Origin of the sequence: Mycobacterium sp. SMC-18 (genome assembly GCF_045310895.1) — a bacterium.
Lineage (GTDB): Bacteria > Actinomycetota > Actinomycetes > Mycobacteriales > Mycobacteriaceae > Mycobacterium.
This window is the reverse complement of the sequence record NZ_JBJIAL010000012.1, coordinates 68,351-88,332: the sequence shown is the minus strand read 5'-3', so window position 1 is coordinate 88,332 and position 19,982 is coordinate 68,351. Positions and strand designations below refer to the sequence as shown.

General features: G+C 68.4%; 22 protein-coding genes and 1 tRNA gene. 8 read left to right on the top strand and 15 right to left on the bottom strand.

The window, feature by feature from the left end:
• Positions 1–3 precede the first annotated feature (3 nt).
• Positions 4–504, bottom strand: coding sequence for an LppP/LprE family lipoprotein (locus ACJH6J_RS13125; RefSeq protein WP_406804045.1), 501 nt, complete (start codon positions 502–504; stop codon positions 4–6).
• A gap of 257 nt (positions 505–761) precedes the next feature.
• On the opposite strand from ACJH6J_RS13125, the gene ACJH6J_RS13120 reads away from it, so the two are divergent.
• The 3 genes from ACJH6J_RS13120 to ACJH6J_RS13110 all read left to right on the top strand — a co-directional run bounded on the left by ACJH6J_RS13120 (position 762) and on the right by ACJH6J_RS13110 (position 3,401).
• Positions 762–2,417: a cellulase family glycosylhydrolase gene (locus tag ACJH6J_RS13120; RefSeq protein WP_406775431.1), complete on the top strand. Its 1,656-nt coding sequence runs from the start codon at positions 762–764 to the stop codon at positions 2,415–2,417.
• An 87-nt stretch (positions 2,418–2,504) separates the two neighbouring features.
• Positions 2,505–2,900: a hypothetical protein gene (locus ACJH6J_RS13115; protein ID WP_406775432.1), complete on the top strand. Its 396-nt coding sequence runs from the start codon at positions 2,505–2,507 to the stop codon at positions 2,898–2,900.
• Between the two features lie 30 nt (positions 2,901–2,930).
• On the top strand, positions 2,931–3,401 hold the full coding sequence (locus ACJH6J_RS13110; protein ID WP_406775433.1) for a GNAT family N-acetyltransferase: 471 nt from the start codon (positions 2,931–2,933) through the stop codon (positions 3,399–3,401).
• A 5-nt stretch (positions 3,402–3,406) separates the two neighbouring features.
• Here ACJH6J_RS13110 and ACJH6J_RS13105 read toward each other — a convergent pair whose 3' ends face one another.
• From ACJH6J_RS13105 to ACJH6J_RS13095, 3 genes are all read right to left on the bottom strand, one after another.
• Positions 3,407–4,258 carry a DUF2382 domain-containing protein gene (locus ACJH6J_RS13105; protein ID WP_406775434.1) on the bottom strand — a complete coding sequence of 284 codons (852 nt, stop codon included), beginning with the start codon at positions 4,256–4,258 and terminating at the stop codon, positions 3,407–3,409.
• A 176-nt stretch (positions 4,259–4,434) separates the two neighbouring features.
• Positions 4,435–4,665 carry a hypothetical protein gene (locus ACJH6J_RS13100; protein ID WP_133427281.1) on the bottom strand — a complete coding sequence of 77 codons (231 nt, stop codon included), beginning with the start codon at positions 4,663–4,665 and terminating at the stop codon, positions 4,435–4,437.
• Between the two features lie 182 nt (positions 4,666–4,847).
• Positions 4,848–4,920: transfer RNA gene (locus tag ACJH6J_RS13095), tRNA-Asn, on the bottom strand.
• A gap of 158 nt (positions 4,921–5,078) precedes the next feature.
• Between ACJH6J_RS13095 and ACJH6J_RS13090 the strand changes: the two genes are divergently transcribed.
• Positions 5,079–5,321: a hypothetical protein gene (locus ACJH6J_RS13090; protein WP_212812228.1), complete on the top strand. Its 243-nt coding sequence runs from the start codon at positions 5,079–5,081 to the stop codon at positions 5,319–5,321.
• 38 nt (positions 5,322–5,359) lie between these two features.
• On the opposite strand, the gene ACJH6J_RS13085 is transcribed toward ACJH6J_RS13090, so the two are convergent.
• From ACJH6J_RS13085 to ACJH6J_RS13075, 3 genes are all read right to left on the bottom strand, one after another.
• The gene (locus ACJH6J_RS13085; RefSeq protein ID WP_212812229.1) at positions 5,360–5,641 is read right to left on the bottom strand and encodes a hypothetical protein; all 282 of its coding nucleotides are present in this window, start codon (positions 5,639–5,641) and stop codon (positions 5,360–5,362) included.
• Positions 5,642–5,721: 80 nt separating this feature from the next.
• The gene (gene dnaG, locus ACJH6J_RS13080) at positions 5,722–7,611 is read right to left on the bottom strand and encodes a DNA primase (protein WP_406801284.1); all 1,890 of its coding nucleotides are present in this window, start codon (positions 7,609–7,611) and stop codon (positions 5,722–5,724) included.
• 25 nt (positions 7,612–7,636) lie between these two features.
• Positions 7,637–8,905, bottom strand: coding sequence for a deoxyguanosinetriphosphate triphosphohydrolase (locus tag ACJH6J_RS13075; protein WP_346414413.1), 1,269 nt, complete (start codon positions 8,903–8,905; stop codon positions 7,637–7,639).
• Positions 8,906–8,968: 63 nt separating this feature from the next.
• On the opposite strand from ACJH6J_RS13075, the gene ACJH6J_RS13070 reads away from it, so the two are divergent.
• Complete coding sequence (locus ACJH6J_RS13070) at positions 8,969–10,927, top strand: TPM domain-containing protein (protein ID WP_406804044.1); 1,959 nt, start codon at positions 8,969–8,971, stop codon at positions 10,925–10,927.
• Between the two features lie 13 nt (positions 10,928–10,940).
• Here ACJH6J_RS13070 and ACJH6J_RS13065 read toward each other — a convergent pair whose 3' ends face one another.
• From ACJH6J_RS13065 to ACJH6J_RS13050, 4 genes are all read right to left on the bottom strand, one after another.
• Positions 10,941–11,780, bottom strand: coding sequence for an SDR family oxidoreductase (locus ACJH6J_RS13065; RefSeq protein ID WP_318985301.1), 840 nt, complete (start codon positions 11,778–11,780; stop codon positions 10,941–10,943).
• A 69-nt stretch (positions 11,781–11,849) separates the two neighbouring features.
• Complete coding sequence (locus ACJH6J_RS13060) at positions 11,850–12,200, bottom strand: hypothetical protein (protein ID WP_318985302.1); 351 nt, start codon at positions 12,198–12,200, stop codon at positions 11,850–11,852.
• An 83-nt stretch (positions 12,201–12,283) separates the two neighbouring features.
• On the bottom strand, positions 12,284–13,495 hold the full coding sequence (locus ACJH6J_RS13055) for an EspA/EspE family type VII secretion system effector (RefSeq protein ID WP_318985303.1): 1,212 nt from the start codon (positions 13,493–13,495) through the stop codon (positions 12,284–12,286).
• 113 nt (positions 13,496–13,608) lie between these two features.
• Positions 13,609–14,994 carry a glycine--tRNA ligase gene (locus tag ACJH6J_RS13050; protein ID WP_318985304.1) on the bottom strand — a complete coding sequence of 462 codons (1,386 nt, stop codon included), beginning with the start codon at positions 14,992–14,994 and terminating at the stop codon, positions 13,609–13,611.
• 150 nt (positions 14,995–15,144) lie between these two features.
• Here ACJH6J_RS13050 and ACJH6J_RS13045 point away from each other — a divergent pair, with 150 nt between their 5' ends.
• Together ACJH6J_RS13045 and ACJH6J_RS13040 are read left to right on the top strand one after the other, a co-directional pair.
• The gene (locus ACJH6J_RS13045) at positions 15,145–15,501 is read left to right on the top strand and encodes a metalloregulator ArsR/SmtB family transcription factor (RefSeq protein ID WP_212812237.1); all 357 of its coding nucleotides are present in this window, start codon (positions 15,145–15,147) and stop codon (positions 15,499–15,501) included.
• Positions 15,498–15,893, top strand: coding sequence for a Fur family transcriptional regulator (locus ACJH6J_RS13040; protein ID WP_212812238.1), 396 nt, complete (start codon positions 15,498–15,500; stop codon positions 15,891–15,893). The genes ACJH6J_RS13045 and ACJH6J_RS13040 overlap by 4 nt, the downstream gene beginning before the upstream one ends.
• 3 nt (positions 15,894–15,896) lie before the next feature.
• On the opposite strand, the gene ACJH6J_RS13035 is transcribed toward ACJH6J_RS13040, so the two are convergent.
• From ACJH6J_RS13035 to recO, 4 genes are read right to left on the bottom strand one after another with little or no spacing between them, the layout of a single operon-like run.
• Positions 15,897–16,301 carry an NUDIX domain-containing protein gene (locus ACJH6J_RS13035; protein ID WP_318985305.1) on the bottom strand — a complete coding sequence of 135 codons (405 nt, stop codon included), beginning with the start codon at positions 16,299–16,301 and terminating at the stop codon, positions 15,897–15,899.
• 7 nt (positions 16,302–16,308) lie between these two features.
• The gene (locus ACJH6J_RS13030) at positions 16,309–16,722 is read right to left on the bottom strand and encodes a hypothetical protein (RefSeq protein WP_212812240.1); all 414 of its coding nucleotides are present in this window, start codon (positions 16,720–16,722) and stop codon (positions 16,309–16,311) included.
• Entirely contained in the window at positions 16,722–17,606 is an 885-nt protein-coding gene (locus tag ACJH6J_RS13025; RefSeq protein ID WP_212812241.1) for a decaprenyl diphosphate synthase, read from the bottom strand. The genes ACJH6J_RS13030 and ACJH6J_RS13025 overlap by 1 nt, the downstream gene beginning before the upstream one ends.
• A complete protein-coding gene (gene recO, locus ACJH6J_RS13020; RefSeq protein ID WP_212812242.1) occupies positions 17,551–18,396 on the bottom strand; it encodes a DNA repair protein RecO in 846 nt (281 codons plus the stop codon). The genes ACJH6J_RS13025 and recO overlap by 56 nt, the downstream gene beginning before the upstream one ends.
• 81 nt (positions 18,397–18,477) lie before the next feature.
• Here recO and ACJH6J_RS13015 point away from each other — a divergent pair, with 81 nt between their 5' ends.
• Entirely contained in the window at positions 18,478–19,905 is a 1,428-nt protein-coding gene (locus ACJH6J_RS13015; RefSeq protein WP_406804043.1) for an amidase, read from the top strand.
• Positions 19,906–19,982: the final 77 nt, after the last annotated feature.

Genomic DNA, 19,982 nt, shown 5'->3' with positions numbered 1-19,982 from the left:
CGCTCACGGCCCGGGGATCGGGTCCAGCGCCTTGAGCGCGCCACCGTCGACGGTGAACCGCACGCTGCCGATACCGGTCGGCATCCCCGGCTGATCCTTCGGCTGCTGCCATTGGTACTGCACCGTCGCGGTGTCCGGAGCGCTCGCGGTCACGGTGATGTACGGCCGCGCGTCGGGCGTCGGCGTGCCGATCATCGTGTTCTTGTTGAAGAACACCACCTGCTGCAGGCTGTCCGGCGTCGAATTGTTCTGCCCCACCTGCACCCAGTACAACGCGCAGTTCGCGGTGTGGCCACTGCCCATCTGGGTCCACTTGCCCGACGGCGGCGCCGGCAGCGCGTAGATGGCTGCGGTCACGACGTTCTGCGCCGGCCCGTCGGAGGGTGTGCATTTGTCAGCCTGCGGCATCGGGTCGGGACCTTTCGGACTCCACCCACATCCCGCGGTGAGCAGGGCAGATGCCGAGAGCAGGACGAACGCCGAGAGGTAGCCGGAGGACCGCATGCGGCCAGCCTACGGCCAAGCGCACCAAGCTTTTTGACAGGAACCTGGTTTGCCCACAGTTTGCACGGGGCACCCAAACCTTGTCTTTGACGCCCCGGCGGGGTTAGCCGGGAGCGAAATCAATTGTGATTAGGGGAATTTCGATGTGGCACAGACAGAAGCGAGGTCAACAGCAACGGCCGGTGATCAAGACCGGTGTGAGAGTGGCAATCTCGGCGGCATTGCCCGTTGGGGTTGCAGGTCTGATTTTTGCGAGCGTGGGCACCGGTCCTGGACCGGTGCCCTATTTGCTGTCCGCGGCGATCACCGAATCGAACACGACGGTGGGTTTCGCCGATTCGGACATCATCGGGATGTCGACTGCCGACATCAACAAGACACTCGACGAGATGCAGTCCCTCGGCGTGCAGAACGTGCGGATCCTGCTCCCGTGGAACAACATCGAGCCCGCACCGGGCTATTGGAACTGGAGCACCGTCGACACCCTGGTGAACGCTGCCGCCGAACGCAACATGGGCATCCTCGGCGTGCTCAACGCGACGCCGGCGTGGGCAGTGCAGCCCGGCTATCCGGCCGTGGCCGCGCCGCCGGCCGACAACACTCAGTACGCGCAATTCGTCAGCGCAGTGGCGGAGCGCTACGCGGGCAAGGTGTCGGCCTACGAAGTGTGGAACGAGCCCAACGCGGCACCCTCCTGGTACCCGACACCCGATCCCGCGGCGTACACCCGGCTGCTGCAGGCGGCATATCCGGCGATCAAGGCCGCTGACCCCAACGCGACGGTGATCGGCGGCGTGGTCGGTTGGGTCACCGATACCCCTGGCCTGGCCATCAACGCGGCCTCATACGTCCAGGGCATGTACGACAACGGAGCCCAAGGGTATTTCGACGCGCTCTCGTTCCACCCGTACCAGTACCAGGTGCCCTTCGGGAACGGCACGCCGTACGGGCCGATCGCGCCGATCAACCAGCTCGCGACGATCCATCAGGAAATGGTCGCGGCCGGCGACGGCAGCAAGCAGATCTGGGCCACCGAGTACGGAGAGCCGACCTCGGTCGTCGACAACAACACCCAGGCAGCGTTCATCTCCAACTTCCTGAACTCGTGGAGCAGCTTCGACTACACCGGGCCGATGTTCATCTACACCACCCGCGACCGGAACACCGCCAGCACGAGCGACCAGGACACTCTCGGTGTCTTCCAGACGGATTGGACGCCCAAGCCCGCGGCGAACGTCATCGCCCAGTGGACGGCGACGCATCCGCAGACGCCGATCGGCGCGCCGGACCCGGCGACCATCTCGAGCCCCATGATGGCTCTCACGACACTCAGCGCCACCAGATCCCTTGCCGACCCGTCGGTTTCGACACTGAGCGCCACCGCCGATCCCGTCGCCGATCCATCGGTTTCGACGATGCGCACTGCCTCCGGTGATCCTGCGGCAGCGCTGAAGACGACGAGCACGACCTCGGCAGCGACCGACCCGGCGGCGGTGCCCGTGATCGCCGGCCCGATAGCCGCGGCCACCACGCCCGTCACTGCCGTCCCGGCGACGCCTGCCGCTGCGGCCACCCCGGCCACTGCAGCTATCGCAGCCACGCCGGCAGTCCCGGCCACCGCCACCACTCCGGCGACACGGGCCACCCCGGCAACACGGGCCACCCCCGCCACACCGGCAGCTCCCGCGACGCCGGCCGCACCCATATCGGCGCCGGCCGCGCCAACGGCCCCGGCCACGCCAAAGGCGTTGGCGCCCACAGCGTCAGCGACCACCTCGACGACAACCGCCGATACCGCAGCACCGGCGGCGTCCTCGAAGGCAACGACACCGAAACAGAGCCCGAAGGCGAAGTCGGCGCCGACGAACTCCGGCCCGAAGAACACCGCACCGAAGAACACCACGAAGAAGTAACGTCATCCAGTCATCCGGGGCGGTGCGCCGGCACCGCTCCGGATAGCTGTGCGTTTCGCGGCACTGTCGCGCGGGTAAACAATGGCCATGTCGATCACGGTCGGTAGTGGGCCACCGGAGTATGACGGTGATTTGCCTGGAGGCGTCGCCGGTCTCTACGGCGGCGGCACCTGGCCGGCCGCGGGCAGCAAGGCGCAACGTCGCGTACTGGCCCTTGCCGTCGGCGTTCTGGTCGGCCTGCAGCGACGGCGGTGGCAGGATGCGGCCGTCGAATTGATCGGCGTCGCCCACGATTCCGACATGTCGCCGTACGTCCTGGCCGAGGCCCTGGTCGAACTGTCCGGTGGCCATTCGCTGCGGCTGGCGGGAGGGTCTCGACCCGACGCGATGCGAATCGCTCTGAAGCATTGGGGCGACCTGCTGACTCCCCCGGCGGCCGACGAAGAACCGAATTCCGGCCCGGATCACGTCCTGGCTTGGTGAGGCGACCCGGCGTGTCTTTACGCTGAGAACGTGACCACAACGCAAGACTTCGTACTCCGGCCATGCCACGGACCCGCGGAATGGCCGGAGCTCCTACGGATCTGGCGTAGTGCGGTCGAAGCGACGCATGACTTCCTGACTGCCGGCGACATCGATTTCTACGAGCGGCGGCTGGCCGAGGAGTACCTGAAGATGGTCGACCTCACGGTCGCGGATTCCGACGGTGTGCCGGTCGGCTTCTCGGGTGTTGCCGGTGGCAACCTGGAGATGTTGTTCATCGACCACCAGCACCGTGGTCGTGGCGCGGGCTCGGTCCTGCTGGCCGACGCGCGGGCCAAGAATCCGGGGCTGCTGGTCGATGTGAACGAGCAGAATCCACAAGCTGTCGGGTTCTACCAGCGTCACGGCTTCGTCACCCTGAGCCGGTCGGAGACCGACGGCGACGGGCGACCGTTTCCGATCTTGCATCTGGGCCCCGCCCCGTCGGCTCCGCTCGACTGAGATGGTCAGCGCTGACGGCGGTGCACGCCTTCCGCGTTGATCTCTTCGCGGCGCACGTTCTCGGTGATCTGCTTGTTCTCGGTGACCTCGTCGACTGCGAGTCGAACCCGTTCGACAGGAACCGATTCCTTGCTCACGACGACCTTGTCCTCGTGCAGCGTCACTTCGCGCTGGTCGTCGGCGATCCGGTTGTCACGGGCATGGGACGGGTCGGTGATGGCGGCGCGCTCCACGCGCACCTCTTCGTGGGTGACGGGCACCTGGACGGTCTGTTGCTCGGTCACCACATGCTTGTTGAGGCGGGCCGTACCCGACGTCGCGCGCTCGGTGCCCACCTGCAGGTGCTCCTCCGAACGGATCATCTCCGGCCCGGTCTGAGCAGTGGGCGACGCCTGGGAGGCGTGGGCCGACGTGTTCGCCGAGGTGCCGCCGATGCCGCCAAGGGCCGGTGCCGCTCCGCGCAGGTGCTTGCCGCCATTGGACGGCGGGGTCTCGGGGCCGGGCTGCGGCGCGGGTCGCTGCCCAGGCTGCGGGGTGGCCGGCCGATCGGACCGCATGCCGTAGTACTGCATCAGGGTGGCTTCGTCGGCCGGGCTGATCCGGTCACGGATGTCCACGTGCGGGGCGTTCTTGACGGCGCTCTTCGCCACGGCCACCTGCACCGAATCGTCGCCGTCGGGGCGCGCGCCCGCCAGCGGGACCAGCGACTCCGAAATACCGAAGAGGCCGGTGTGAACGGATGCCCACTTGGGCTGCCTGCTCTGTGCGTCCAGATAGAGCTCGTGGATCTTGCCGATCTTCTCGCCAGACGGGTCGTAAGCGGTCGCTCCCTTGATCTGTTCCAAAACGTTCGTCATAGATTCGCTCCCTTTCGTCCGTACTCCTATTTCCCATTGCGCCGCAGACCCGTTCGGGCCCACGTGGGCGTGTTGACGGCGATCTCGGTCGGTCCCGGTTGCCGCACGCGGCAACACCACACCGAAAAGGCGCTCAAACGCCTTTTTCTCGAGTGCTTTTGGGATCTGCCGGCGGCTCAGACGTGCCGGCCGTGGAGGTGCGGATGGTGCTCACTGAGCAGCATGCCCGACAGCAACCACACGGCGCCGAAGGTCGCAGCGGCAAGCGAAACGATCATCGCCACTGCGCCGAACGTCAGATATCCGGCCACCATCGCGACGGCTCCGACGACCAGGGCCACGAAACTCGTGGCGATGGTCACCAGGCCCGGCACCATGGCGCCGACCGAGGTACGCGATTCGTTCATGCCTTGCGGGTACCCGTGAGCGTGGGCACCAAACTCCGGGCGCGCACCGAGCGTGGGTCTTTTCGAGGTCACGCGCCAGAAAAATCACGTCAGGCCGCACGCTCGGCGCAGGGCCCGAGGCGAGGCCGACGCAGTAGCCCCGGAATGCAAAATGACCAGCACTTCCGTGCTGGTCACCGTTGCTCCCCCGATTGGACTCGAACCAATAACCGCCCGATTAACAGTCGGGAGCTCTGCCAATTGAGCTACAGGGGATTGTGCTCAGGCCCTGGGCGCGTGTCCCTGAACCGAGGCATGACTCTAGCGCATGACTGCGCGGATCTTTGAATCGGCTGGTAGCTGCCGGTCGGGCCAGACGCATCGGCGATCGTGAGGCAGGATGGAGCCACGCACCGTCATCAGGGAGGGGTCCAGTGATCCGAGCCGTCGCCGTCATGGCCGTTGGCTATGTTCTGGGAGCCAAAGCAGGCCGTCGCCGTTACGAGCAGATCGCCGGCACATACCGCGCCATCACCGAGAGCCCGATGACCAAGGCGATGCTGGATGCCGGGCGGCGCAAGCTGGCCGACAAGGTGTCACCGGACCCGAACATGGTGCGGTTGACGGCTATCGACTCACAGACCGCTGTGCTGCATCCGGAGTCGGTTCACGACTGACCCGACCGACAATCGGGCGGTTATCGGTGCGGGCGGCGTCAGCCGAGCGGCTGGTTCCAGCTCTGGCCCGGCAGCAGCGGGCCGCTGCTGATGCCGCCCTGCGGTCCCCAGACGCCCCACGGCGTGCCCACGTTCACCGGCTGGCCGTTGGAACGGCCCATGCAGTAGCCGTCTTCCTTGTTACCGAACCAGGCGAGGCAGCCACCGTCGGCCGTCGTCTGCGATGACGGGGCGCTGCTGAGCGCAACGACGACGGGGGCGGCCACTGCGGTGGCCACGAGCGCTGCTGCGGCGAAGAGCCGGGTTGCTCCGAAGGTCATGATTGGCCTCTCCCCTGGGGTCGGTTCTGCCCCACCATATCGCGCAGACTGCGTCCCCGCGTTACAGCAGACGAAAGCCCTCAGCTGAGATCGTCGCCGCTGGCCTGCTGCAGCAGGCTGCGCCGGTACTGCTCCATGGCGACGAGGTCGCCGAACAGGGCGTGGTACTCGTCGCTCTGCTCGACGGGCGACATGCGCTGCAGTTTCGACTTCAGCTCGGCGATCTCGCGGCCGACCCAGACCTCCTGCAAGCGGGCCAGCACGCTCGCGATGTACCGCGGCAGCTTGTCCTCTTCGGCCTGGAAGGCCTCGACCGACAGTTCGTTGATCAGGTTCGCGGCCGACGGCTCGGCCGCCCGGACCGCCTCGATCCATTCCGCACCGCCCAGGCCCGAAGATGTCCCGCCTGCCGCGGTGATCGCCTGCCGGACGGCGGCGTACCCGGGATGGGTGAAGCTGTCGACCGGCAGCCCGTCGAACACCGGGCCGGCCATCGCCGGGTACTGCAGAGCCGACTTGAGTGCCTCGCGCTGCGGCCACAGCGTCGGGTCCTTCGGGTTCGGGCGCCCCACTGCCGCGGCCGGGGCCGCCGGCGCCGCCGGACGCCGCGCGTCCCGCTTCGACGCCGCCGGGCCCGACTTGGCGGTCTCGCGCACCCGCGCGATCACCTGTGCCACGTCGTCCCAACCGACCCAGCCGGCGAGCTGGCGGGCGTACTCGTCACGCAGGGTGGGGTCCTTGATCCGGGCCGTCAGCGGCACACACCGGCGCAGCGCCGCGACGCGGCCCTCCGCGCTGTCCAGGTCGTGCTCCTCGAGCGCGGTGCGAATCACGAACTCGAACAACGGGGTTCGGCGCGCTACCAGATCCCGCAGCGCACCGTCACCGGACTTGAGCCGCAGATCGCACGGATCCATGCCGTCGGAGGCGACCGCCACGAACGACTGCCCAGTCAGATTCTGTTCGCCCTCAAAGGCTTTCACGGCGGCGGCGCGTCCGGCGGCGTCACCGTCGAACACGTAGATCAGCTCGCCGCGAAAGAAGTTGTCGTCCATCATCAGGCGCCGCAGCATCGACAGGTGCTCGTCGCCGAAGGCCGTGCCGCACGATGCGACCGCGGTGGTCACCCCGGCAAGGTGCATGGCCATGACGTCGGTGTAGCCCTCGACGACGACGGCCTGATGGCCCTTGGCGATGTCACGCTTGGCCAGGTCGAGGCCGAACAACACGTGGGACTTCTTGTACAGCACCGTTTCCGGCGTGTTGACGTACTTGGCTTCCATGTGGTCGTCGTCGAACAGGCGGCGGGCGCCGAACCCGATCACCTCACCCGTCGCGCCCCGGATGGGCCACAGCAGCCGGCGGTGGAAGCGGTCCATGGGGCCGCGGCGCCCCTCGCGGGACAACCCGGCGGCCTCCAGCTCCTTGAAGGTGAATCCCTTGCGCAGCAGGTGTTTTGTCAGGGTGTCCCAGCCCGACGGGGCGAATCCGCAGCCGAAACGCTTGGCGGCGTCGGCGTCGAAGTTCCGGTCGATCAGGTACTGGCGGGCGGCGGCGGCTTCCGCCGACTGCAACGCCTCGGCGTAGAACTCCTGCGCGGCGGCGTTGGCGGCGAGCAGGCGGCTGCGGCTGCCCTTGTCGCGCTGCACGTTGGTGGTCGACGACCCCTCGTAACTGATGGTGTAGTTCAGCCGGTCGGCCAGCAGCTCCACGGCTTCGACGAAGGTGACGTGCTCGATCTTCTGCACGAACGCGTAGACGTCGCCGCCCTCGGCGCAGCCGAAGCAGTGGAACAGCCCGTGGTTGGGCCGCACATGGAACGACGGCGACTTCTCGTCGTGGAACGGGCACAGGCCTTTGAGCGAGTCGGCGCCCGCGCGCCGCAGCTGCACGTGCTCGCCGACGATGTCCTCGATGCGGGTGCGTTCACGAATGGCCGCGATATCGCGATCAGGAATCCGGCCGGCCACGCGCCCAGTGTAGGCGGCGCGGGATTCAGTCCAGCGGCCGCGGCGAGCGCGCCTCGTGCACGCGTTCCAGCCGGGTCTCGGTGTACGACGCGATCTGGTCGACGACCACCCGCAGCCGGGCCCCGTCGTCGTCGGCGAGGGCGAACTCGGCGGCGAACTGCGGGTCGAGACTCGCCGGGGCCTGGCCCCACAGTGACAGCGCGACCTCGCGGACCATGGTGCGCTGGTCGGCCTGAATCTGCAGGTGCTGGTGGTCGGACATGATGAACTGCAGGGCCAGCATCTTGAGCACGGCCACCTCGGCCCGGACCAGGGTCGGCACCGCGAGCTCGGCGTCGAAACGGCGCATCGTCGCGCGGCCCGCCTGCTTCTTGGTCTCGGTGACCGCGGCATTGGCGAACCGGCCGACCAACTCACTGGTGAGCCGCTTGAGCGCCACCGACGTCGCGACCGAACCGTCGTACTTGCCGACGGCGGTGACGACGGGCAGCTGCGACAACCGCGCGGCGGCGGCCAGCATGTCGTCGTGCGTCACCGTCGGATGCGACCGGGCACCCAGTTTGGCCAGGGTGTCGGCGGCGTCGGCGTCGGCGAGGACGCGCAAGTCGATACGGCCCGAGATGATGCCGTCCTCGACGTCGTGCACGGAGTACGCGACGTCGTCGGCCCAGTCCATGACCTGGGCTTCCAGGCACAGCCGCTCGGCGGGCGCGCCCTCCCGCACCCAGGCGGCGGCCGCCGCGTCGTCGTCGTAGAAGCCGAACTTCACGCGGTCCTCACGGAACCACGGGTATTTGATCACGGCGTCCAGTGCGGCCCGGGTCAGGTTCAGTCCGGCCGAACGCCCTTCGCTGTCAAGCGTTTTCGGTTCGAGCCGGGTCAGGATGCGGAAGTTCTGGGCATTGCCCTCGAACCCGCCGAACGGCTTGGCGATCTCGTCGAGCGCGCGTTCGCCGTTGTGGCCGTAGGGCGGGTGGCCGATGTCGTGGGCCAGACCGGCGAGGTCGACCAGGTCGGGATCACAGCCCAGCCCCACCGCCATGTGGCGCCCGATCTGTGCCACTTCGAGCGAGTGGGTGAGCCGGGTGCGCGGGGTCTCGCCCTGGCGGGGCCCGACCACCTGTGTCTTGTCGGCGAGCCGGCGGAGCGCAGCGCTGTGCAGCACACGGGCCCGGTCACGCGCGAAATCCGTGCGGTGGCCGGAATCGGTGCCGGGCAGCGTGGCGCTCTTCGTGCCCTCCCCGACCAGCCGCTGCCGGTCGAAGTCGCTGTATCCGTCGCTTGCAATGCCCACGGCCGAAGTCTGCCAGCCCGGGCGCGTCCGCTTACCACATACCCTGTCACTACATTGAGCGACATGCGCATCGTGCGAGTGCTCTGGCTGATGATTTCGGTCCTGCTGGCGGGAACGCTGCTGGCCCCGGTCGCGTGCGCTGAACCACCCATGCGGCTCCCGGACTACGTCACCGACGGGGCCGGTGCGCTCAACGCGCAACAACGCAGCCAGGTCTCCGGCGCGGTGCAGCAGCTGTACGACAAGCGCGGTACCCGGTTGTGGGTCGTCTATGTCGACACCTTCTCCGAGTCCAGTCCCCGCGACTGGGCAGAAAGCACCTGGCGCAAAAGCTTTCTGGGCAACCACGACGCCATCCTTGCCGTGGCGATCAAGGATCGTGCCTACGCGCTCCTGGTCCCCGAGGCCGCGACGGGCGATGTGGACGTCGACCGCCTGCGCCAGGAGATCGTCGAGGCCAAGCTGCACGACGGCGACTGGGCGGGCGCGGCCGTCGCGGCCGCCGACGGACTTCGCGGGGCCTCGTCTGCGCCGTTCAACTGGGTCGGGCTGGTGATTGCGCTGGCGGTCATCGGCGTCGCGTTCGCCGGGCTCATCTGGTGGGCCCGGCGGCGGCGTCGGCAGCGCCGGCAGGCCGACCTCAACGCCGCGCAGCAGGCTGACGCCACCGATCCCGCGGTCCTCGCGAAGATGCCGCCGGAGACGTTGGAGGACCTGTCCAAGTCGATCCTCGTCGAGGTCGACAACGCCGTGCGCACCAGCGACAACGAGCTGGCCCTGGCCGTCGGCGAATTCGGCGAGCACGACACCGCGCCGTTCATCGCCGCCGTGCAGAACGCGAAAGCCGCCATGGCACAGGCGTTCAGCGTGCGCCAGACGCTCGACGACGCGGTGCCCGAGACGCCGCAACAACGCCGCGATCTCCTGACCCAGGTGGTCGTCTCGGCGGCCCGCGCCGACAGAGAACTGGAGAACCAGCGCACCGCCTTCCATCAGATGCGCGACCTTGTCATCAACGCGCCGACCCGGCTGGACGCGCTGACACAGCAGATGGTCGCCCTGACCGCCCGCATCGAGCCGGCCCAGCAGACCCTGACCGGGCTGCACGGCCAGTTCACCGAGACCGCGCTGGCGTCGGTGGCCGGCAACGTGGACGGCGCCAGAGAACGGCTGACGTTCGCCGACCAGAACATCACCACCGCGCGCGCGTTGGTCAGCAAGCCGGGCGACAGCCAGGCTGCCCTGGTCAATGCCATCCGCGCCGCTGAATCGGCGTTGGGTCAGGCACAACGGCTGCTCGATTCGGTCGACAGTGCCGCGACCGATATCGCCCACGCCATCAGCGCCCTGCCCGCCGCGATCTCCGATATCCAGAACGGCATCAAGGCCGCGGAAGCGGTACCGCCCGGCGCGCACTACGCCGAGCTGACGGCCGCGCGTACCGCTGCGGTACAAGCGGTTTCGAACGCGCAGGCGTCGGGCGCGGCCGATCCGCTGAGCGCGTTCACCCAACTGACCGCCGCCGACTCGCAGCTCGACAAGCTCCTCGCGACCATCTCGGAGGAAACCGCTGCCCTGAACCGGCTCCGGCAGTCGTTCGGTCAGGCACTGCTGGCGGCCCAGTCCCGGGTGCGGGGCGTCTCGGATTTCATCGACACCCGCCGCGGCAGCGTCGGTTCCGAAGCCCGTACCCGGCTGGCCGAGGCGCAGCGCCGCCTCGAAGCCGCCCAGGCAGCACAGGCCACCGACCTGCCGGCGGCCATCGAACAGGCCAACGCCGCGGACGCCCTGGCAGCTCAGGCCCAGAGACTGGCCGACGACGACGTCCGCGCCGCCCGCCAGGCCTACGCCGGGACCGGTTCGAGTACCGCGGGCGACATCGGCGGCATCATCATCGGCGGCATCTTGTCGGGGATGATCCGCGGCGGCGGCAGCGGTGGTGGCAGCCACGGAGGCGGTTGGAGCTCAACGAGTTTCGGTGGCTCCGGCGGCGGCTTCTCCGGCGGTGGCGGGCGGTTCTAGTCGCGGTGAGCGATCAGCCCGCCGCGGCGGCGCGACGGGCCCGTTCCCGCATCGAGGCGACCACGCCGCCGTCGTTCAGGATGTCGGTGCCGGTGAGGTACCCGGCCCTGTCGCTGGCGCAGAACGCGAACAGCTCGGCCATCTCCTCGGCCTTGCCCCAGCGCGGTACCGCGGCGTTCATGACCATCGCACCGGCGCCGGCGTCGGCCTCGAGCAGTCCCATCTCGGTGTCGACCGAGCCCGGCGACACCGAGACGATGCGCAGCCCCTTGCCGTTGAAGCGCTCGGCCTGAGAGCTGCTGTACCACTTGACGAAGTTCTTGCTCACGCCATAGGCCATGCCCGAGCGCAGTTCCTCGGGCGCGAACGCACAGGCCGCCAGCATCTCGGCCAGGAACGCGTCCGCGTCGGTGAGGGCCAGCGGGAACTTCGCCGTGGGGATGATCTCGTCGGGCAGCAGGTGTGCCGCCATCGACGCCACGTTGACGATCGCCGCACCTGCGTCCGCGAAGCGGTAGAAGGCCTCGTTGACGTTCACGGTGCCGATCGCATTGGTGCGTGCCACGTAATCCGCCGGCCCCATGCTCGGGCTGACGCCGGCAGCGTGGATCACCGACACGATCGGACCGAACTCTGTTGCGGTGGCGAACAATTGGTCCACCGCGACCCGGTCGGTGACATCGGCGTGGACCGGTATTGCGGCGATCCCGAGACCGGACAGTTCTGCCGCCGCGGCGTCGAGACGGTCCTGACGCACATCGGCCAGCACCACCGTGTGGTCCCGCCCGATGATCTCGGCCGTCGCCCGGCCCATCCCGCCGGCACCGCCGGTGATCACCGAAACTCGTGTCATGGGCGTCACGCTATACCGGGAGCGCAACGGGATCGACGACGGGTGCTGAGAGACTGCTCAGCACTTCGGTCAGGTGGTGTACAGCGACAGGTGGACGTACACCTCGTCGGGCCCGCGCTCGTCGACGACGACCTCGCGGTTGACCAGCTTGTGGTCCTTGGTCGTGACCTTGTCCTGCAGGAACAACGGCTTGGACGCGGTCGCCGGCGACGGCCCGGCGAGCACGGTGATGGTTTTCGGAATCTCGGACGGCCGCGGCTGCGCCGGGAACTGGCCCAGGAATTCGCGCAGCTGGCTGTCGGTCAGCCGCAGGGACAGCCGGTAGCGGGTATCCCGGCCCGCATCGGTGGCGGTGGCCAGAACCTGCGCGCCCTGCGGCAGTGTCACATCGCCGAACGCCGCGGCCGTTTCCGCAGACACCTTCTGCTCTCCTGTTTTCTCGACCGAACACGCGGAGAACGCGCACATCACCAGGACGGCGGCCAACATTCCCAGGTGCCGTATCACCGCGGCACCCCGTCGTGCGTCGCGACCGACGACGCCCCCGCGATCTCGAATTCCCTTGCCATGCCTGCGGTCTGGAGGCCGCCCATGTCCTTGTCGGTGATCGTGACGGGTCCCACCTTGGTCTCCTTCCCTTCGTCCCAGTTGTACTGATCCGCCACGTTCACCTGCGATTCGACGTGGACGCGAGGCGGCCCGCCCGGAGTGTCCGGCGGGTAGACGGTGACCACCCCACCGACCGACATGTCGACGCCGCCGACAGCGTGGTACCAGTCGGGATTGGCCTCGGCATCCATGTAATAGCCGTCCCAGCCTGTCCGGAACGCCACCGGCCGGCCGTACTGCCCCGTCGCCGCGGCGTCCGCGACAATCCGGTTGACCTCGTCATTGATCTTGGCGTCGGCTCGCGCGCGCATCTGCGGGATGTCGTTCATCATCGAGTTCACATCGAGGTTGTAGAGCTTCCCGGTGTTGTCGAGATAGTGGTCCATCAGGTCGGCCGCATGCGGCCACTTGAGCCCGATCAATGGCAGCCCGGCCTCGATGGCGGCTTTGAAGGCGGCGTCGTCACCCCGCGCGTACCACGGCTGCGAACCCCACTCTCCAGCCCCGCCATCATGTTTCGCCCATGGCGGCGGCGCCGGAATGGTGTCGCCCGGGTGTTTGTCGGCCGGCGGGTCCTCCGGTTTTCCGTTCGGATCGCCGGGATCGCGTCCGTCCCGCCCGGCGATTTCCTCATAGCCCGAACCGATCTCGCGGATGCGCGCCGCGATGGCATCCATATCGGCGTTCGACCGGCTGATGATGTCGGCGATCTCGGCCGTCCCCTTCACCACCACGGGAAGCAGTACACGGTCACCCGCGGCGGTGGGCGGCACGCTGGCGGCCGCGTCGACCACCCACTGTTTGACGGAGTCGAGATCGCGGCGGCCCGCTGTCACCACGGCAGCCGACCGGTCGACCTCGACACCGAGCCGTCGGTCGAGTTCGGCGAGCCTGCCGATGGCCCCGGCATGCGCGCGGTTGCGGTCGTCGTACGCCTCGGCCGCGGTGCCCGTCCACTCGCCGCCGGTCGCCGCCGACAGCACCGTGCTGCGCAGTTCGTGGAACTGGTCGCTCATGTCGAATTCGGCACCGCCGACCGGCGTCCCGGACCCGAACGTCGCGCGCGCGTCGTCCCACGTCGAAAGAAATGCGCCGAGAACCGTCACTGTCGCCCCCTCCGGCGTCCCTTGCCCCTGGCCCACAAGCCTATTCGAGCCTGCTGCGGGTCCCCGGCGGCAATTTCTCACCGGTGCGCATACGACGGTTGGCCAGTCGGCCGTCAGCAGCCCTTGAGGCGCACCGCGAGGTAGTCGCTGACGGCGTCGATGGCGACGCGCTCCTGGGTCATGGCGTCACGCTCGCGGATGGTCACGGCGTGGTCCTCGAGCGAGTCGAAGTCGACCGTGATGCAGTACGGCGTGCCGATCTCGTCCTGGCGACGGTAGCGGCGGCCGATGGCGCCGGCGTCGTCGAACTCGACGTTCCAGTTCTTGCGCAGCTCGGCGGCCAGGTCGCGGGCCTTGGGCGACAGATCGGCGTTGCGCGACAGCGGCAGCACCGCGGCCTTGACCGGCGCGAGGCGCGGGTCGAGCTTGAGCACCGTGCGCTTGTCGACGCCGCCCTTGGCGTTGGGGGCCTCGTCCTCGTGGTACGAGTCGACCAGGAACGCCATCAGCGAGCGGGTCAGGCCGGCCGCGGGTTCGATGACGTACGGCACGTAGCGGGTGTCGGTGCCCTGGTCGTAGAACGACAGGTCGACGCCCGAGTGCTCGGCGTGCGTGCTGAGGTCGAAGTTGGTGCGGTTGGCGATACCTTCGAGCTCACCCCACGGGTTGCCGGCGAAGCCGAACTTGTACTCGATGTCGGTGGTGCCGGCGCTGTAGTGCGACAGCTTCTCCAGCGGGTGCTCGTAGAGCCGCAGGTTCTCCGGGTTGATGCCCAGGTCGACGTACCACTGGAAGCGGGTGTCGATCCAGTACTTGTGCCACTCGGGCGCGGTCGAGGGCTCGACGAAGAACTCCATCTCCATCTGCTCGAACTCGCGGGTGCGGAAGATGAAGTTGCCGGGCGTGATCTCGTTGCGGAAGCTCTTGCCGATCTGGCCGATGCCGAACGGCGGCTTCTTGCGCGCGGTGGTCACCACGTTGGCGAAGTTCACGAAGATGCCCTGTGCGGTCTCCGGGCGCAGGTAGTGCATGCCTTCCTCGGACTCGATGGGCCCGAGGTAGGTCTTGAGCATCATGTTGAAGTCACGGGGCTCGGTCCACTGGCCCTTGGTGCCGCAGTCCGGGCAGACGATCTCGTCCATCGGCACGGCATCGGGGTCATCGAGACCCTTCTTCAGGGCGTAGGCCTCCTGCATGTGGTCCTGACGGTGCCGCTTGTGGCAGTTCAGGCACTCGACCAGCGGGTCGTTGAACACCGCGACGTGGCCCGAGGCCACCCACACCTGACGGGGCAGGATGATCGCGCTGTCCAGGCCGACGACGTCGTCGCGGGACGTGACGACGGACTTCCACCACTGGCGCTTGATGTTCTCCTTGAGCTCGACACCCAGTGGCCCGTAATCCCACGCAGACTTTGTGCCGCCGTAGATTTCGCCGGACTGGAAGACCAGACCACGGCGTTTGGCCAGGTTGGCAACGGTGTCGATGATGGACGCCACGATGTTCGAGCACTCCTCGAGTCAGCTGGGATGCAACCCGTCCAGCCTAAAGGCCCCGCTGATCGGCCAATGTCGCACCCACCTTTGACATGCGTATGCGCGCATGGAAAGCTAAATGAAAACTATTTCCAATAGCCGGGAGTTACCGGGGTGCCACCCACCACTACGCATGACGAGCTCGACCACCAGCACAGCGGCGCGCCGTTTCCGTCGTCCCCGCCGCGGGACACGCTCGACGCCGCCGGCGACCTGCTGCGCGCCCTCGCCGCGCCCATCCGCATCGCCATCGTGATGCAGCTGCGGGAGTCCCAGCGCTGCGTGCACGAACTCGTCGACGCCCTGGAAGTCCCGCAGCCCCTGGTCAGCCAGCACCTGCGCATCCTCAAGTCGGCCGGGGTCGTCGCGGGTGAACGCGCCGGCCGCGAGGTGATGTACCGCCTGGTCGACCATCACCTCGCGCACATCGTCGTCGACGCCATCGCGCACGTCGAGGAGGACCGGTCGTGAGCGCTCCCACCCGGTCCACCAAGCAGCGCACCGCGATCGCGGCGCTGCTCACCAACGTCGAAGAATTCCGGTCCGCACAGGAGCTGCACGACGAACTGCGCCGCCGCGGCGAGGGCATCGGTCTGACGACCGTCTACCGCACCCTGCAGTCGATGGCCGCGGCCGGACAGGTCGACAGCCTGCGCAACGACAGCGGTGAGGCGCTCTACCGGCGCTGCTCGCAGGCCCACCATCACCATCACCTCGTGTGCCGGCAGTGCGGCGCCACGGTCGAGGTGGCCGGCACCGAGGTCGAGGCCTGGGCCACCGAAACCGCTGCCGCCCACGGCTTTTCCGATGTCAGTCACACCATCGAGATTTTCGGGGTGTGCTCGGCCTGCACCGGCGCCTGAGGTTCAGGGCTCCAGCGCCGCCCGGCTCCGCGCCCAGTCCAGCACCGCCTCGGCCGTCAGCGGCGCCAGCTTGATGTCGCCGGGTGCCGACGGATCGATCCAGGCCATCTCCTCGATCTCGGCGGCGATCTGCGGCGCGCCGTCGAGCTGCACGAGGAACAGTTCGGCGTCGACCGTGTGCCCGGGTTCGTTGGCCGCGACCGCCGTGTGGTGACCCAACTCCCGCACGTCGGTGATACCGACCCCGAGTTCCTCCCGGATCTCGCGGGCCAGCGCGTCGACCGGCGACTCCCCCGGTTCGAACTTGCCGCCGGGTTGCATGAACGTCGTCGTGCCGCGTTTGCGGACGACCAGCAGGTGCCCGCGTTCGTCGGCGACCACCGCGGCGACGATCCGGATGACGGTCACGTCGGCGTCACGACGTCAGGTCGGCCCGCACGTCGACACCGGTGGACAGCACCAGCATGACGAGGGTGGACAAGGCGTCGTCGCTGAGTCCGGCGGCCGGGAAGTTGTAGCGCAGCATCACGTCGCCGACCTTCTTGGCGCCGTTGGACCGTGGATCACCGGCCCGCTCGACCAGCACCACCGAGCCGAGCATGGTGCGACCGGCGTGGTCGGCCACGCGGTCCCGAACCTTGTTGTCCAGCTTGATATCCCATGCCAGTGGCTGCGTCAGTGAGACCAGGTCGAGTCCCTCGCCGATGTTCACCACCCGCAGTGACGCCACCGTCCCGTCGTGCGCGACGGTGAGGGCGCCGTCGGTCTCTTCGACGATGGTCACCGAGTCGGCGAGCACGGCTGCCAACCGCTGCAACAAGTCCGCCATCAGGCCCTCCCGAACCGTCGGTTGCGGTTGACGTACTCCTCGCACGCCGCCCACAGGTCGCGGCGGTCGTAGTCCGGCCAGAGCTTGTCCTGGAAGACGTACTCGGCGTACGCCGCCTGCCACAGCATGAAGTTGCTGGCGCGCTGCTCGCCCGAGGTGCGGATGAACAGGTCCACGTCGGGGATGTCGGGGCGGTGCAGGTGCTTGGCGAACGACGCCTCGGAGATGCGGTTCGGGTTGATCTTGCCGGCCGCCGCCTGCTCGGCGAGTTCGCGCGCCGCTTCGACGATCTCGGTACGCCCGCCGTAGTTCACGCAGTAGTTGACGGTGATGACGTCGTTGCCGACGGTCATCTGCTCGGCGATGTCGAACTCCTTGATGACGCTGCTCCACATGCGCGGCCGCGACCCGACCCACCGCATGTTGACGCCCATCGCGTTGAGGTTCTCGCGGCGGCGGCGCACCACCTCGCGGTTGAAGCCCATCAGGAACCGCACCTCTTCGGTGCTGCGCTTCCAGTTCTCGGTGGAGAACGCGTACACCGACAGGTGTTTGATGCCCAGTTCGATGGCTCCGCAGGTGATGTCGATCAACACCGCCTCGCCCATCTTGTGGCCCTCGGTGCGTCCGAGCCCGCGCTGGGTGGCCCACCGGCCGTTGCCGTCCATGACGACGGCGACGTGGTTAGGTACCTGGTCGGCGGGAATCTGCGGTGCGACGGCCTTGGACGGATGCTGCGGCGGCCGTGCGAAGCGGCCGTTGGAGTTCGGTGGGAGCTCCGGAAAGACCACGGGCCAGGTCGAAACGTCCGGGAAGATCGGATAGTCGTCAGGCGCCTGAGGCAGCTGTGGATAGCTGGTCTTGCGCGCCCGGTTGAGTGCCATGGGCAATATCCTGCCTGAGTAGGGTCACGCGCTGCTCAATGAGTGCGGTATCGGGACGGTACGCACGCTCGACGAGGGGCAATGTCCGCAGCTGACGCTCCAGATGCCACTGCAGGTGCGCGGCCACCAGCCCGCTGGCCTGGCTGCGGTGCCCCGTCGGCGAGGCCTGCGCAAACTCCCAGTCGCCGTCGTGCAGCGCGGCCATCAGATCCAGCACACCCTGCGGCGGGGTGACCGATCCCGACGGCCGGCAGTGCACACAGACGCTGCCGCCGGCCGCGACATGGAACGCCCGGTGCGGACCGGGTGCGGCGCAGCGCGCGCACTCGGTGATGGCCGGCGCCCAGCCGGCGATCCCCATGGCCCGCAGCAGATAGGCGTCGAGCACCAGTTCACGGGGCCGGCTGCCGTCGGCGACGGCCCGCAGTGCGCCGACGGTGAGCCGCTGCAGCGCCGGCATCGGGTTGCGTTCCTCACCGGCCAGCCGCTCGGCGGTCTCCAGGATGGCGCAGCCGCAGGTGTAGCGGCCGTAGTCGTTGACGATGTCGGCGGCGAACGCGTCCAGGGACACCACCTGGGTGACGATGTCGAGGTTGCGGCCGGGATGCAGCTGCACGTCGATGTGGGCGAACGGCTCGAGCCGCGAGCCGAACTTGCTACGGGTCCGCCGCACGCCCTTGGCCACCGCGCGGACCAGCCCGTGTTCGCGGGTGAGCAGCGTGACGATCCGGTCGGCCTCGCCGAGCTTGTGCTGGCGCAGCACGACCGCTCGATCCCGGTACAACCGCATCGGGCGATTGTCCCATCACGGACCGACAACTTCCGTTAGGCAGCGCCGGGCGAGTGCGCACCACTATCCTCGTAAATCGTCATGGCCGAACGTTCCGCGCAGCCCCGATTCCCGACTCTGACCCAGCAGTTGTACCGCCTCGCGAGCGGCACGGTGACGTCACAGCAGATCGTGCGGCAGTCGCTGGATGCCATCGCGGCCAGTCAGCTCGAGCTGAACGCCTTCCGGGTGGTCTTCACCGAACAGGCGCTCGCCGACGCCGCCGAAGCAGACCGCAAACGCGATGCCGGACAACACCTTCCACTTCTCGGCGTACCCATCGCGATCAAGGACGACGTCGACGTCGCGGGCGTGCCCACCCGGTTCGGCACCGACGGCGACGTACCCCCGGCCACCGCGGATGCCGAGGTGGTGCGCCGGCTGAAGGCGGCCGGCGCGGTGATCGTCGGCAAGACCAACACCTGCGAGCTCGGCCAGTGGCCGTTCACCAGCGGGCCCGGTTTCGGGCACACCCGCAACCCCTGGTCGCGCGAGCACACCCCGGGCGGGTCGTCGGGCGGTAGCGCCGCGGCCGTCGCGGCCGGATTGGTCACCGCCGCAATCGGATCCGACGGCGCGGGCAGCGTCCGCATCCCCGCCGCCTGGACCCATCTGGTCGGTATCAAACCGCAGCGCGGACGCATCTCCACCTGGCCGCTGCCCGAGGCCTTCAACGGCATCACGGTCAACGGTGTGCTGGCCCGCACCGTCGCCGACGCGGCGCTGGTTCTCGACGCCGCCGCCGGCAACGTCGACGGTGATCTGCACAAGCCGGCGCCCATCGCGGCGGCCGAGGCCGTCGGCCGGGCGCCGGGGCCCCTGCGCGTCGCGTTGTCGACCAAGTTTCCGTTCACGCTGTTCCCGGCCCGATTGCATCCGGAGATCCGGGCCGCGCTGAACACCGTTGCGGGACAACTGGAAGAGCTCGGTCACACGGTCCGGCCGGCCGATCCCGAGTACGGGCTGCGGCTGTCCCTGGACTTCCTGGCCCGCTCCACCTCCGGACTCGCCGAATGGCGCGACCGCGTCGGACCCGGTGTGGCATTGGACCCGCGCACCCGCAGCAACATCCGGACCGCGTGGCTTATGTCGGAACACGCCCTCCGGCAGGCACGGCAGCGGGAGAAGACGCTTGCGCGCCGCATCGGCTGGATTTTCAACCTGGTCGACGTCGTGCTGGCGCCGACCACGGCGCAGCCGCCACCGCTGATCGATGCCTTCGACCGGCTGGGCAGCACCGCCACCGACCGCGCCATCATCGCGGCCTGCCCGGTGTGCTGGCCGTGGAACGCACTCGGCTGGCCGTCGATCAACATCCCGGCCGGCTTCACCCCCGACGGGCTGCCCATCGGTGTGCAGCTCATGGGCCCCGAAGGCAGCGAGCCGCTCCTGATCTCGCTGGCCGCCAGCCTGGAGGCGATCACCGGCTGGGCCACCAAGCAGCCCGACAACTGGTGGACTCAGCCCTAGGCCCTGGCCATTGCCCCGAGGCCCTGTCCATTCATTTTCCGCGAGCGTGCGTGTCTGCCCGCGACACGCCGCGTGAA

Excerpts from the sequence above, each read along its gene's own strand:
- ACJH6J_RS13125 (WP_406804045.1), bottom strand. The coding sequence starts at position 504 with ATGCGGTCCTCCGGCTACCTCTCGGCGTTCGTCCTGCTCTCGGCATCT.
- ACJH6J_RS13115 (WP_406775432.1), top strand. The coding sequence starts at position 2,505 with ATGTCGATCACGGTCGGTAGTGGGCCACCGGAGTATGACGGTGATTTG.
- ACJH6J_RS13105 (WP_406775434.1), bottom strand. The coding sequence starts at position 4,258 with ATGACGAACGTTTTGGAACAGATCAAGGGAGCGACCGCTTACGACCCG.
- ACJH6J_RS13100 (WP_133427281.1), bottom strand. The coding sequence starts at position 4,665 with ATGAACGAATCGCGTACCTCGGTCGGCGCCATGGTGCCGGGCCTGGTG.
- ACJH6J_RS13085 (WP_212812229.1), bottom strand. The coding sequence starts at position 5,641 with ATGACCTTCGGAGCAACCCGGCTCTTCGCCGCAGCAGCGCTCGTGGCC.
- ACJH6J_RS13070 (WP_406804044.1), top strand. The coding sequence starts at position 8,969 with ATGCGCATCGTGCGAGTGCTCTGGCTGATGATTTCGGTCCTGCTGGCG.
- ACJH6J_RS13065 (WP_318985301.1), bottom strand. The coding sequence starts at position 11,780 with ATGACACGAGTTTCGGTGATCACCGGCGGTGCCGGCGGGATGGGCCGG.
- ACJH6J_RS13030 (WP_212812240.1), bottom strand. The coding sequence starts at position 16,722 with ATGGCGGACTTGTTGCAGCGGTTGGCAGCCGTGCTCGCCGACTCGGTG.
- ACJH6J_RS13025 (WP_212812241.1), bottom strand. The coding sequence starts at position 17,606 with ATGGCACTCAACCGGGCGCGCAAGACCAGCTATCCACAGCTGCCTCAG.
- recO (WP_212812242.1), bottom strand. The coding sequence starts at position 18,396 with ATGCGGTTGTACCGGGATCGAGCGGTCGTGCTGCGCCAGCACAAGCTC.
- ACJH6J_RS13015 (WP_406804043.1), top strand. The coding sequence starts at position 18,478 with ATGGCCGAACGTTCCGCGCAGCCCCGATTCCCGACTCTGACCCAGCAG.